The following is a 12,341-nucleotide window of genomic DNA, read 5'->3' on the forward strand; positions in this document are numbered from 1 at the left end:
CTTTAAAACTCTTTGAGAAAAAATAAATTGGTACAAAACCTAGTGGCAAAATATACAAAACCCGCTGGCAAGCTACATTGAGAAAAAATAAATTGGTACAAAATCTAGTGGCAAAATATACAAAACCTGCTGGCAAGCTACACACGCAAGAGCGAATAAATACAAAATTCAATGGAGCGGGCGATGGGATTCGAACCCACGACCCCAACCTTGGCAAGGTTGTGCTCTACCCCTGAGCTACACCCGCTGACCGATTCGATATATATCTTGCCTGTATGGCGTAGGCTTCTACGAATTGCAACAAAAAAATATCATTTTAGTTTGATTTATTTTGTACATGTTTTAATAAATTGAAATAAAGATTGATTTTAGAAGATTCTTCAGTAATAGATTATTCCTTTTTTAATTTTGCATAGAGAGGGGTGGAGTATAATGTTGAAGAGAATAAAAATATTAGGGATTATCATTGCAGCTGTTTTTATGATGAACAGTGTTGCAAAAGCGGATGACCAAGTTAAACGCGTTAAAGTTGCAATTACACAGATTATGGTCCATCCTGCTGCGGATACCGTTCGTAAAGGTGTGGAAGATGTTCTTGCAGAAAATGGCTATAAGCAAGGTGAAAATTTTCAACTTACCTTTTTATCAGCGCAAGGCAATATTTCAACAGCAACGCAAATTGCACGTAAATTTGTTGGTGATAAACCTGATGTTATTGTAGCGATTACCACGCCTTCAGCACAAACAATGCTTGCCGCGACAAAAACAATTCCTATCGTCTTTGCTGCGATTTCTGATCCTATTGGAGCTAAAATCGTTTCTTCGCTTACCAAACCTGGCGGTAATATGACGGGAAGTTCTGATCGTATAGATGTTGCAGAAAGTGTTAAACTTTTACAAGAAGTAAAACCAGATTTGAAAAAACTCGGTTATCTTTATAATGCTTCTGAAGCAAATTCTGTTTCAACACTTAAGGTGTTAAAGAATGTGGCAAAAAAAGTTGGAATTGAAGTCATTCCTTCATCGGCACCAAAACCTTCTGATGTTCAGGCGGCAACGCGGGCTTTAATTGGTAAAGTGGATGTTATTTTTATTCCCGCTGATAATACGGTTCTTTCTGTTTTAGAAGGAGCAGCAAAAGTTACACAGGAAGCAAATGTTCCTGTATTTACTGTCGATTCTAATTCTATTGGACGCGGTCCTTTTATGACGCAGGGCGTAAATTTCTATGATGTAGGGGTTGAAGCTGGGAAATTGGTTGTGCGTATTCTAAAGGGTGAAAAGCCTGGTGATATTGATGTTGTGCAGGCGGCTAGTAATGACATTCGAATTGATATGAAAGCAGCAGAAAAAGCGGGGATTGTTATTCCGCAGGCAGTTATTGATCGTGCGACAAAAGTGATTCAATAACTTTGATAGGATGTTGATACAATAAAATACGTTAAGTTTTCATGGGGATTGTCTTTACATGAATATATTTGCGTTTTCTGGCGCTGTGGAATTGGGTCTTATTTATGCGTTTGTGGCTATAGGGGTTTATCTCTCTTTTCGCGTTTTGGACTTTCCTGATTTAACAGTTGATGGCTCATTTCTTCTTGGGTCTTGTGTCTGTGGCGTCTTGATTCTTTTAGGTTTTAATGCATGGACAGCTATGGCATGTGCTTTTTGTGCAGGCATGGTAGCTGGTTTATTAACAGCTATGTTGAATTTGCGTTTTGGTATTTTGAATCTTTTGGCTTCCATTTTAACAATGTCAGCGCTCTATACGGTTAATCTTCGTATTATGGGAATTATGGGAGGATCTAATATTAATTTAGCGCTTGCTGATACGGCGTTAACGCCCTTTTATAATCTGTTTGGTTTGTCTGATATTTTTGTGCGTCCTCTTTTCATTGGTACTGTATTGCTGGTTGTAGCGTTTTTGATTTGGCGTTTTTTGGAAAGTGAAATAGGTCTTGCTATGCGTGCAATGGGAGCTAATCCACGGATGGCTACAGCTCAAGGGGTTCATACGTCGGCGCTAATTTATTTTGGTATGGGGCTTTCAAATGCCTGTGTTGCACTTGGTGGTTCTCTTTATATTCAAACTGCAATTGCAACGGATATTACCGGTGGAATTGGAACAATTGTTTTTGGATTGGCAGCTGTGATTATCGGTGAAACTTTGTTTCGTACGCGTAATATTTTTTGGATTATAATCAGCTGTATTGTGGGGTCTGTGCTTTATCGTGTGGCGGTGCAATTTGCATTTGAGGCAAATGGAATTGGTATTGATACGTCGACAGATCTTCAGTTGATTACTTCACTGTTGGTTATTTTAACCCTTATTGTGCCACGCTATTGGAGGAGGCGTAAACGTGATTGAGTTTTCTCATGTTGGGGTTACATTTAAACCGCAAACACCTTTGGAAAAACAGGCTTTGATTGATATTAACCTTAAAATTGATCAGGGTAGTTTTGTTACGGTTATCGGTTCAAATGGCGCTGGTAAATCAACCTTGCTCAGTGTTTTAGCAGGTGCAACGCTTCCCTCAACAGGGAAAGTGGTTATCAATGGGCAAAATGTTTCTAGACAATCAGTCAGTGAACGCGCTGGAAAGGTTGCTTGTGTTTTTCAAGATTCTTTGATAGGCAGTTGCGGTTCTTTAACAATTGAAGAAAATTTGGCTCTTGCTGCTCTTCGAGGAAGTCGTCGTGGTTTGCGTTCGGCTTTAAACCATGAGAAACGGCAATTTTTTCGAGAAAAAATTGCTCAATTAGGCATTGGTCTTGAAGCATATATTCATAATCCTATGGACAGTTTATCAGGTGGGCAACGCCAAGCTGTTTGCCTTGTGATGGCAACATTAGCCCATGCGGATGTTTTATTGCTTGATGAACATACCTCAGCGCTTGATCCTGGAATGGCTGATTTTGTGATGCGGTTGACTGAAAAAATCGTTGAAGAGAAAAAACTAACGACTATCATGGTGACTCATTCTATGCGTCAGGCTCTTGATTATGGCGATCGCACCTTGATGTTGCATGGTGGAAAAGTGATTTTGGATGTCTGTCATGAGGAGCGTAAGGGCTTGGATGTCAATGATTTAATTGGCATGTTTCAGAAAGTTCGCGGGGAAGTTCTTGATGATGATGAACTGTTAATGGATTAATAATGTGGCTCAGAAAAAAGCACATGAAGTTGATCAGTTTTTAACGCGTTTTTCACGTGCTTTTCCTATTGTTCTCATTTATGGGCCAGATCGTGGTCTTATTTGTGAGCGTGCACAATGTTTTGCAAAACTTACACAGGTAGCAATAGAAGATCCATTTTCGACAGTTCGTTTGGATGCTGCTGAAATTGATAAAGATCCCGCACGTTTGGAAAATGAAGCGCGTACGTTATCGCTTTTTGGGGGAGATCGTTTGATATGGATCTCTAATGCTGCTAACCAAAAAGGTTTTCTTGCTGCCTTGAAAATTTTAATTGAGAAGCCACCAGAAGCCTGTTTTATTCTCATTGAATCAGGGGACTTAAAAAAAGGAACAGGGTTGCGCAATGCTGTTGAAACGTCATCAAAAGCAATGGCTTTGCCCTGTTTTGCGGATGATATGCGTTCTCTTGACGGTTTGATTGATGAGGTTTTAGAGCAGTTTAAAAAGACTCTTTCTTTGGATGCACGTAGATGGTTGCATGAAAGTTTAGGGGCGGATCGCCTTGTATCACGAGGTGAATTAGAAAAGCTTTGTCTTTATGCTGCAAATGTTCATATTACTCTTGAAGATGTGAAAGCTGTTGTAAGCGATGTCAGTGCTCTTTCTCAAGATGAAGTCATAGATGCTCTTTTATTAGGTGATATATCAGGCTTTGAAGTGCATTTTAATCGACATGCAGCATTGCATGGGGCGCTTTTTTTTATTTTGAGTACAGCACAAAGGCATTTTCAGCAATTACAGCTATTGCGTTATCAGGTAGAGGTTGAAGGAAAATCGCCTTTTACGGTGGTTTCTCAAGCACGGCCTCCCATTTTTTTTCAACGGAAAAAGACAGTTGAACAAGCTTTAAAATATTGGAAGTTAGAACAGATTTCCTACGCAATGGAAAGAATTCAGGGTGCTGTTTTAGACAGTCGTAAAAATCCACTTTTGGGTGAAGCTATCATTCGTCAAGTTTTGTTAGGGCTCACAATTATTGCACGACGCCAGATGGCAGCTTAACAGTTTAAAAATATGATGATTTTTTATTTTTAGTACGCCACAGAGGTATTTTCAGCAATTAAAACTTTTGTGTTAACAAGTAGAGGTTAGTTGTAGTTTTGAAGAGCTTGAAAGTTTTATAGAAATTTTTCTTCAGAAAAATTATTTATCTTCGAAAGGCAGTTTTTACACCGTTTTATTATCTTGTTGTGCCGTAAAACACTGTTGGTTCGTGATATAGAGCTCAGGTAAAATTTTACGCATTCGGTGTTTTTGTGTGAGTATGTGGTGAATATTAGGCTGGTTCATAGCGCCTTAATTGGGGTAACACCCCTCATGCAAAACAGAGCATCTCAAACAACAGAAGACACTTGTATGGTAAATTCATACGCTTTCTTAGAAATATTTTTCAATGCGCGTCATATCTATTTCGCGACGGCGTTTGTGAATGGTATAACGGTAAAGTTCTCCGTGAAGAATATAAAATCCATAGAGCATCTCTATCTTTACGCTTAATAAAAGTGCAAGCCAGAGCACTATCATATATTTGCCTAGTCTCTAATTTGCTACAGTTTTTGGCATTAGAGAGCGTTTTTCATCATTTTTTTCTCACATGCCTTCTTGTGACGTGCAGACAAGAGATTTTAATTGATAAGAGGATTTGTGATGGAAGAATTTTACCGTATTTGAAGTTATGATTCAAATTGAAAAACAATTATTATATTTATAAATCAATATATTATAGATTAATAGAATCACTTAAAATAGTGAACCAGTGGAATCTTTTAGATAAGAAAATGAATTGTTTGCAGATCGGTATGAATTAAGAATCTTCGTGGGATGAGGAGAAAGTCAAGATAGATTATGATGAAAACGACAGTACCTATGGGGAGACTTTTATGTTTGATACAGGGATGATTATCTTAGCAATGAATGCTCTCAAATTCCAAGGATTTTCGCAACATTGGGGGGTAGGCAAATATAATGATAGTGTTTTATTAAGTGTAAAGAGGCTCGTACTTAATGGATTTATAGTTATAACATTTACGAACACTGTTGTGAGATAGGCTGGGGAGCGAGATGCTTTTTAAAACAAATGCATGAATTTGTAATCCAAATCTATTCTGTTTGGGGCGTTCTATTTTACGTGAGGGTTGTGATTCCATTAAAGGGATGTTTGGTGTTTTTGTTATCAAACTTTTTCTTTATTGAGAGGGGGTGTTTTTCTCGTATTTGTTTGATTTACGGTATCAGGAATTGGGAGAGGAAAATGTTTTTAATGGTATTTTTTGTATGCGTTGTTTTACGGTGTTTTCAATATTCACAAAACTTGTGTTGATGTTGTAGGTGGAGGCGTAATACGTTCTTATATAGGTCTAATGTACAAATTAATAAATGTATCGGGATAATTGGGAAAGAGTTGGTGTCTGCTTACGCTTTTGATGTGTTTTTTTATGAGTAAATTAGTAAGATAAAGTAAACTGATGAGATTTTATGTAGAGTCGTTGTTATCATAATTGAGAGTGCATTTATATTTTGTTTCAGTGATGTGCTTTGATCAGTAATTAAGTGGGAGTTTTAGAGCGTGATGTTAGATTTCTCGTCATTTATTTTTTATGTGTTTTCTAGGTAAAATGATCTGTTGTCAGCTTGCGCAGGTGATGATTGGTAAACTGCGTTATTCTTTATTCTCTAGTTGTCGTTTTTTAATGTTTTACGCATAATTCTTGAACAAACAGACGGAAAATTATGATTTTACAATTGTCTTTATTGCCATTTGCAAAGAATCTTTGAAGGTGAAAGATGCCCCATATTCAATTTGAAAAAATAGCGCTCATTGGGATCGGTCTGATTGGATCTTCTTTAGCAAGGGTGATTAAAAAGAAAAATCTTGCGGCTCAGATTTCTATTGCAACGCGTCGTTCAGAAACCCTGAAAAGAGCGCGTGAATTGGAGCTTGGGGACTTTTATACGACAGATAATGCAAAAGCTGTTGAAGGAGCGGATTTGGTTATTGTTTCTGTTCCTGTTGGGGCGAGTGCAGAGGTGGCAAAAAATATTCATGATCATTTAAAACCTGGAGCGATTGTGAGTGATGTTGGTTCTACGAAAGCGTTGGTTATTGCGGAAATGGCGCCTTTATTGCCAAAAACGGTTCATTTTATTCCAGGGCATCCTATTGCTGGAACGGAATATTCAGGACCGGATGCTGGTTTCGCTGATTTATTTATGAATCGTTGGTGTATTTTAACGCCTTTTGCTGAGAGTGATGCTGCTGCTGTCGCACAATTGACAGCGTTTTGGGAAGCTTGTGGTGCGCGTGTCGAAAAGATGGAACCTAAACATCATGATCTTGTTTTGGCTATTGTTTCGCATTTGCCGCATTTGATTGCTTATAATACTGTTGGGACAGCGAGTGATTTAGAAAAGGTGACAAATTCAGAAGTGATTGCTTATTCTGCTTCCGGTTTTCGTGATTTTACGCGTTTGGCATCTTCTGATCCCGTTATGTGGCGCGATATTTGTTTGCATAATAAGGATGCTATTTTAGAAATGTTGAGCCGTTTTAGTGAGGGGCTTGCTTTTTTAGAGCAGGCAATTCGTTTAGGAGATGGTGAGACATTGTTTAACTTTTTTACACGTACGCGTGCTGTACGTCGCAATATTATTGATGCTGGACAAGAAATTGATGCTCCTGATTTTGGACGTCAGAGTGTTTCTAAAAAAGGGTGAGTAAAAGCAAGGGTTTTTTGTTGAATTTCATTGGTTTTTTCTAGAAATTGATAAGAAGTTTTCTCTCTATTCAGTCATAGATTGCAATAAAAAAGAGTGGCGATTGCTTCGATACAGATAACCGTGACTTCAAAAGGTTTTATGTGCGCAAGATTATCGTGCTTAACTATCTATAGGGCATATGATGTACAGAAGAGGTTACGGATCTATAGAAGAGACAAAAAAATGAAGTCGTTGTAGAATTTCATATAGTGGGTTGTTGTTTTTGTTTTAGTATAAAGTCAGGCTTGACCGTATTGATTATTGCCCTTTATATTGCAACATTGGGAAATGTTTGTTTGCAGGGTTTTGATGATTTTTATAAAGCTTGAAATAGACAGAGGAAGAGTTTTACCAGAAAGTATTGAGATTTGTTAAGAAATATCTTTTGGTATAGCTATCGTATCCTTGTTGACGCAGTAAGCCATTATTGGCGTGATAATGGGAGTGCTTTTGCAAGCCATGTCGCGCTCTCTGGGCTTTTAGCATTTTTCCCTTTTTTTATTTTTGGAACTTCTCTTGCCAGTTTTCTTGGTGCTTTTACATATACACCGCAAAAAATCAAAGCACTTGTGCAGTTATTACCAGATGTCATTGCAGAGCCTTTATCTCAGGAAATTATCAATGTTTTAACCATACAGCGGGGAGGAGTGTTGACAGTTTCTGTCATTGGAGCGGCTTATTTTGCCTCTAATGGGATAGAGGCATTACGTACAGCTTTAAATAGAGCTTATCGTGTTGTTGATCGGCGTAGCTTGTTGTTTTGTCGTTTTCAAAGTTTGTTTTTTGTGATTCTTGGAGCTGTTGGTCTTATTGTGATCAGCGTTTTGTTGATTTTAACACCTCTGCTGATCAAGATTATGCAAAATCATTCTTTTTTCATTACAGAATATATCGGTATCATTCGTCTATGGCGTTACATAATCGCAGCGGTTGTTCTCTTTGTAAGCCTTTTGATTGTTCATAAATGGCTACCAGCAGAGCGGCGGAAGTTTATAGATATTTTACCAGGAATTGTACTGACAATGTTTGTATGGTTTATGGCTTCAATTGCTTTTGCTCAATATTTAACAATGTTTGATTATATTTCTACCTATGCAGGGTTAGCATCTATTATGGTTGCTATTATTTTTCTTTACATATTGAGTGCAATTTTTATTTTGGGAGGAGAAATAAACGCGGCGATAATGTTTTATCGCAAGCATTTGCAACATTCAGATGAATGAAAGAACCTAACTATTGCGTGAAAGCCAAGGTATGAATATCCCAATAAAGCCTGCTATCACTTTGTTGATTGATGCGGATGCTTGTCCTGTAAAAGATGAAGTTTATCGTGTGATGAATCGTTATCAGCTTAAGACATTTGTTGTGGCAAATCGTTTTTTGTCCCTTCCGGATGAAGCACTCATTGAAAGAGTGGTCGTTGCTGGTGAATTCAATGGTGCTGATGATTGGATCGTAGAACATGTGCATGAGGCAAGTATTGTTATTACCAGTGATATTCCTTTAGCAGCACGGGTTGTGCAAGCTGGGGTTTTTTGTCTTTCGCCAACGGGGCGTATTTTTGATGTAAATTCAATTGGTCAGGCTTTGGCGATGCGCAATTTGATGGAAGATTTGCGGGGACAGGGCAGTATAACGGGTGGTCTCCGTCCTTTTTGTCGTAAAGACCGTTCTGCTTTTTTATCAGCACTGGATCTCGTTATACAACGTTTAAAAAGACGCGGTTATTAGGTTATAGGGCTTCTTTTATAACAGCTTTTATAAGTGCTTTGGCATCGTCATTGGCCCATGGAGCTGCACCATTGAAGGAAGCAATGAGATATCCCTCTTTATCGATGAGAAATGTAATGGGGAGTCCTAAAGCAAGCCCCTGTTTTCTAACATTGTTGAAAATATCCATTGTTTCATCGCGATAGTAAAGCAAATTATTCGCATGAATATTCTGTAAAAATTGCTGAATTTTTTCAGGAGAAGCAGTTTTATCGATATTAATAGCTATGACATCAAAGTTTTCTCCACCTAATTCGTGTTTTAATTGCGCAAGTTCGGGCATTTCTGTGCGGCAAGGTGCACACCAAATAGCCCATAGATTGATCAGCATCGGTTTTCCAATAAATTCGCTGAGTGTGTGCTCTTTTCCTTGAATATCCTTGAAAGAGAGTTTCTTCATATCTGAGGGCGTATCAGCAAATCGTATGTGGCTAAAAAAGCCTTTTGCTGCTTTTCGGATTGCCATCATTTTTTCTTCTCGTGTTTTATCAATGTTTATTTTTTGTGCTTTTGCTGCTGAAATGAAATTGAAAAGGAAAGACTCTCTTTTGTTATCGTAGTTTGTGGTTGCGTATAAACTCAATGCAATGATAAAGAATGCAAGGGAGAATTGCCTTTTTTTATTGTTTTTTTCGCTGGTGAAAATTTGAGAAATCATAATTTTGTCCTTTGTATGGGTGTTTTCAGAATATGACAGATGAGAAGTTAAAGAACCAAATGTGGAGTGGTCGGTTCGCGGCAGGTCCTTCTGCAATTATGGAAGAAATTAATGCCTCAATTGATTTTGATCAAAAACTTTATCGACAAGATATTGAAGGTTCCCTTTCTCATGCGGCTATGTTAGCGCAAACGAAAATCATTTCACAATCAGATTATAAAAAAATTGTTCATGGTTTGAAACTTATTCGCCAAGAAATTGAAGACGGTAAATTTGTTTTTTCACGAAAGCTTGAAGATATTCATATGAATATTGAAGCGCGGCTGAGCGAATTGATTGGTCCTGTAGCAGGGCGTTTGCATACGGCGCGTTCACGCAATGATCAAGTTGCTGTTGATTTTCGCTTGTGGGTGCGTGAAGCAACGCAAAAGATAGCACAAGCTTTAAAAGGATTGATAGAGCAATTGCTTATTCGAGCAGAACAACATGTTGATACCTTTATGCCAGGCTTTACGCATTTACAATCAGCACAACCGGTAACATTTGGCCATTATATGATGGCTTATGTTGAAATGTTTGGTCGAGATTTATCGCGGATGCGTGATGCTCTTGAGCGAATGAATGAATCGCCTTTAGGGGCGGCTGCTTTAGCAGGGACAGGCTTTCCAATTGACCGTTTTATGACAGCAAAAGCGCTAGGCTTTCGAGAACCAACACGCAATTCGATTGATAGTGTTTCAGATCGTGATTTTGCATTGGAATTTTTAAGCGCTGGCGCTCTTTGTGCAACACATCTTTCACGTTTAGCAGAAGAAATAATTCTTTGGTCAAGTGAACAGTTTTATTTTATTCGTTTATCAGATGCTTTTTCAACTGGTTCGTCTATCATGCCGCAAAAGCGAAATCCTGATGCTGCCGAACTTGTGCGGGCTAAAGTAGGACGGTTGAATGGCGCATTAATGGGGCTGTTAACGGTGATGAAAGGGTTACCCCTTGCTTATTCGAAGGATATGCAAGAAGATAAGGAATATGTCTTTGATGGGGCTTTGAGTTTGGAATTATCACTAGCAGCAATGACAGGGATGATTGCTGATTTGAAAGTTAATAAAGAAGCTATGAAAAAAGCCGCTGATTCTGGCTATGCAACTGCAACCGATTTTGCTGATTGGCTTGTACGCGAATCAGGGATTCCTTTTCGCGAAGCACATCATATTACAGGGCGTGCTGTGGCATTAGCAGAAAAAAAACAGTGTCGCCTTCAGGATTTATCATTGGATGAACTTCAAGCAATTTGTCCTAATATCAATGCGATACTTTTTGATGTTTTGACCGTTGAAAAATCTGTTGAAAGTCGCAAAAGCTTTGGGGGAACAGCACCTTCAGAGGTTCTTCGGCAAATTACGTATTGGAAAAAGCGTCTTGTGAGCGCTTGAGTGATTGTATTTTAAAGGTAAAAAAGAGATCGAGATGAGGAAAGAGGACAGATGAAAATTATATTAAAGGGGTTAATGATTGTCCTTTTAGGAGGCGTTTGTGTCGCTGGGTGTGGGCGTAAAGGGTCATTGGAAATGCCTCTTACAAGTGTGGAAAAGTCTGTGCAAGGAACATCTGTTACTCAAAGTGAAGGTGATAAACCTTTTATTCTTGATCGTTTGATAAAGTAGGAGGAAAGTGTGGATTTTTTCTCTTACCATCAAGGTATGCTTCATGCTGAGGGTTGTTCACTTGCTGTTCTTGCGCAGGAGGTGGGGACTCCTTTTTATTGTTATTCCGCCAATGCATTGGTTACACGTTTTAAAGACTATAAAAAGGCATTTCAAGGGATGCCTAGTCTGCTTGCTTATGCGGTTAAAGCCAATTCTAATCAAGCAGTTTTACGGCTTTTAGCGAACAATGGAGCGGGAGCTGATGTGGTTTCAGAAGGGGAATTACGGCGCGCCCTTGCTGTTGGTATTCCGGCACATCGTATTGTTTATTCTGGTGTTGGTAAAACCATGAGAGAGATAGATTTTGCTCTTGCTCAGGATATTTATTGTTTTAACGTTGAATCAGAGCCGGAACTTGAACAGTTATCTCAACGTGCTGTTGCGCTTTCAAAGATAGCACGTGTTTCATTGCGCATTAATCCAGATGTTGATGCGAAGACCCATAAGAAAATTACAACAGGAAAATCTGAAAATAAATTTGGTATTCCATTGTTGTTGGCAAGAGAGGCTTATAAAAAAGCGGACTCTTTACCTGGATTGCAGGTTTGCGGTATTGATATGCATATTGGCAGTCAGATTTGTGACTTAAAGCCATTTGAAGAGGCATTCCTTCTTATTGCAGATTGTGTGCGTCAATTGTGGAGCGATGGCTATGCAATAACGCATATAGATATCGGTGGTGGGCTTGGTATTGCCTATGGTTGTGAACAACATACTGTACCTTCTCCTTTTGATTATGCTGCGCTGGTAAAGAAATATATTGCTCCTTTAGGGATTAATATTGTTGTGGAGCCGGGGCGGAGCATTGTGGGTCAAGCTGGTGTACTGATGACATCTGTTCTCTATTTAAAAAGGGGACAAGGGCGGAATTTTGTTATTGTAGATGCGGCGATGAATGATCTGATGCGTCCAACGCTTTATGATGCTTGGCAAAATGTCGTCCTTGTGAAAAAAGCAGCAAAAGACGCTCCCCTTATTCGTGCAGATATTGTTGGTTCTGTTTGTGAGACTGGCGATTATTTAGCATTAGATCGTTACTTGCCGATTTTGGCACCCGGTGATCTTTTAGCAATTACGCAAGCTGGAGCTTATGGTGCTGTGATGGCGAGTACTTATAATAGCCGACTTTTGGTCCCAGAAGTTCTCGTTCAAGATACGTGTTATGCGGTTATTCGTCCACGTCTTGATTATGCTCAATTGATGGGATGTGATCATATTCCTGATTGGGTTGAGAATTCTTAAGTGTTTTTGGTCTT

12 protein-coding genes and 1 tRNA gene are annotated in these 12,341 nt (G+C 38.8%); 10 read left to right on the forward strand and 3 right to left on the reverse strand.

Annotated elements, in window-relative coordinates; all coding sequences use genetic code 11:
• Positions 1-172: 172 nt before the first annotated feature.
• A tRNA-Gly gene (locus tag ACFIKY_RS07405) sits at positions 173-247 on the reverse strand.
• Positions 248-432: 185 nt separating this feature from the next.
• Between ACFIKY_RS07405 and ACFIKY_RS07410 the strand changes: the two genes are divergently transcribed.
• From ACFIKY_RS07410 to holA, 4 genes are read left to right on the forward strand one after another with little or no spacing between them, the layout of a single operon-like run.
• On the forward strand, positions 433-1,410 hold the full coding sequence (locus ACFIKY_RS07410) for an ABC transporter substrate-binding protein (protein ID WP_375635327.1): 978 nt from the start codon (positions 433-435) through the stop codon (positions 1,408-1,410).
• A 58-nt stretch (positions 1,411-1,468) separates the two neighbouring features.
• Entirely contained in the window at positions 1,469-2,365 is an 897-nt protein-coding gene (locus ACFIKY_RS07415) for an ABC transporter permease (protein WP_375635326.1), read from the forward strand.
• Positions 2,358-3,152: an ABC transporter ATP-binding protein gene (locus ACFIKY_RS07420; RefSeq protein ID WP_015857078.1), complete on the forward strand. Its 795-nt coding sequence runs from the start codon at positions 2,358-2,360 to the stop codon at positions 3,150-3,152. Before ACFIKY_RS07415 ends, ACFIKY_RS07420 begins: the two co-directional genes overlap by 8 nt.
• A gap of 4 nt (positions 3,153-3,156) precedes the next feature.
• Positions 3,157-4,197, forward strand: coding sequence for a DNA polymerase III subunit delta (holA, locus tag ACFIKY_RS07425; RefSeq protein ID WP_375635325.1), 1,041 nt, complete (start codon positions 3,157-3,159; stop codon positions 4,195-4,197).
• Positions 4,198-4,572: 375 nt separating this feature from the next.
• Here the strand turns inward: holA and ACFIKY_RS07430 are convergent, their stop codons facing one another.
• Positions 4,573-4,719 carry a hypothetical protein gene (locus tag ACFIKY_RS07430; RefSeq protein WP_375635324.1) on the reverse strand — a complete coding sequence of 49 codons (147 nt, stop codon included), beginning with the start codon at positions 4,717-4,719 and terminating at the stop codon, positions 4,573-4,575.
• 1,260 nt (positions 4,720-5,979) lie between these two features.
• Here ACFIKY_RS07430 and ACFIKY_RS07435 point away from each other — a divergent pair.
• The 3 genes from ACFIKY_RS07435 (at position 5,980) to ACFIKY_RS07445 (ending at position 8,682) form a co-directional block, all read left to right on the forward strand.
• Positions 5,980-6,909 (forward strand): prephenate/arogenate dehydrogenase family protein, encoded by a 930-nt coding sequence (locus ACFIKY_RS07435; RefSeq protein ID WP_375635323.1) that lies wholly within the window; start codon positions 5,980-5,982, stop codon positions 6,907-6,909.
• Positions 6,910-7,319: 410 nt separating this feature from the next.
• On the forward strand, positions 7,320-8,174 hold the full coding sequence (locus ACFIKY_RS07440; RefSeq protein WP_375635322.1) for a YihY/virulence factor BrkB family protein: 855 nt from the start codon (positions 7,320-7,322) through the stop codon (positions 8,172-8,174).
• A 31-nt stretch (positions 8,175-8,205) separates the two neighbouring features.
• The gene (locus ACFIKY_RS07445) at positions 8,206-8,682 is read left to right on the forward strand and encodes a YaiI/YqxD family protein (RefSeq protein ID WP_375661619.1); all 477 of its coding nucleotides are present in this window, start codon (positions 8,206-8,208) and stop codon (positions 8,680-8,682) included.
• A 1-nt stretch (position 8,683) separates the two neighbouring features.
• Here ACFIKY_RS07445 and ACFIKY_RS07450 read toward each other — a convergent pair whose 3' ends face one another.
• Positions 8,684-9,379, reverse strand: a complete 696-nt coding sequence (locus ACFIKY_RS07450) for a TlpA disulfide reductase family protein (RefSeq protein WP_375635321.1) — start codon at positions 9,377-9,379, stop codon at positions 8,684-8,686.
• Between the two features lie 32 nt (positions 9,380-9,411).
• Here ACFIKY_RS07450 and argH point away from each other — a divergent pair, with 32 nt between their 5' ends.
• Genes argH through lysA form a run of 3 tightly spaced genes read left to right on the forward strand, consistent with a single transcriptional unit; the run spans position 9,412 to position 12,327 of the window.
• A complete protein-coding gene (gene argH, locus ACFIKY_RS07455; protein ID WP_375661609.1) occupies positions 9,412-10,812 on the forward strand; it encodes an argininosuccinate lyase in 1,401 nt (466 codons plus the stop codon).
• 51 nt (positions 10,813-10,863) lie between these two features.
• Positions 10,864-11,043 (forward strand): LPS translocon maturation chaperone LptM, encoded by a 180-nt coding sequence (locus tag ACFIKY_RS07460; RefSeq protein ID WP_375635319.1) that lies wholly within the window; start codon positions 10,864-10,866, stop codon positions 11,041-11,043.
• A gap of 9 nt (positions 11,044-11,052) precedes the next feature.
• Positions 11,053-12,327, forward strand: a complete 1,275-nt coding sequence (gene lysA / locus ACFIKY_RS07465; RefSeq protein ID WP_375635318.1) for a diaminopimelate decarboxylase — start codon at positions 11,053-11,055, stop codon at positions 12,325-12,327.
• Positions 12,328-12,341 lie beyond the last annotated feature (14 nt).

The organism is Bartonella sp. CR127HXZ, assembly GCF_042194555.1.
In the GTDB taxonomy this organism is placed as follows: domain Bacteria; phylum Pseudomonadota; class Alphaproteobacteria; order Rhizobiales; family Rhizobiaceae; genus Bartonella; species Bartonella grahamii.

Bases quoted from the DNA above. Each gene is read 5' to 3' on its own strand.
- ACFIKY_RS07415 (WP_375635326.1), top strand. From the start codon at position 1,469: ATGAATATATTTGCGTTTTCTGGCGCTGTGGAATTGGGTCTTATTTAT.
- ACFIKY_RS07435 (WP_375635323.1), top strand. From the start codon at position 5,980: ATGCCCCATATTCAATTTGAAAAAATAGCGCTCATTGGGATCGGTCTG.
- ACFIKY_RS07410 (WP_375635327.1), top strand. From the start codon at position 433: ATGTTGAAGAGAATAAAAATATTAGGGATTATCATTGCAGCTGTTTTT.
- ACFIKY_RS07430 (WP_375635324.1), bottom strand. From the start codon at position 4,719: ATGATAGTGCTCTGGCTTGCACTTTTATTAAGCGTAAAGATAGAGATG.
- argH (WP_375661609.1), top strand. From the start codon at position 9,412: ATGACAGATGAGAAGTTAAAGAACCAAATGTGGAGTGGTCGGTTCGCG.
- ACFIKY_RS07460 (WP_375635319.1), top strand. From the start codon at position 10,864: ATGAAAATTATATTAAAGGGGTTAATGATTGTCCTTTTAGGAGGCGTT.
- ACFIKY_RS07450 (WP_375635321.1), bottom strand. From the start codon at position 9,379: ATGATTTCTCAAATTTTCACCAGCGAAAAAAACAATAAAAAAAGGCAA.
- ACFIKY_RS07445 (WP_375661619.1), top strand. From the start codon at position 8,206: ATGAATATCCCAATAAAGCCTGCTATCACTTTGTTGATTGATGCGGAT.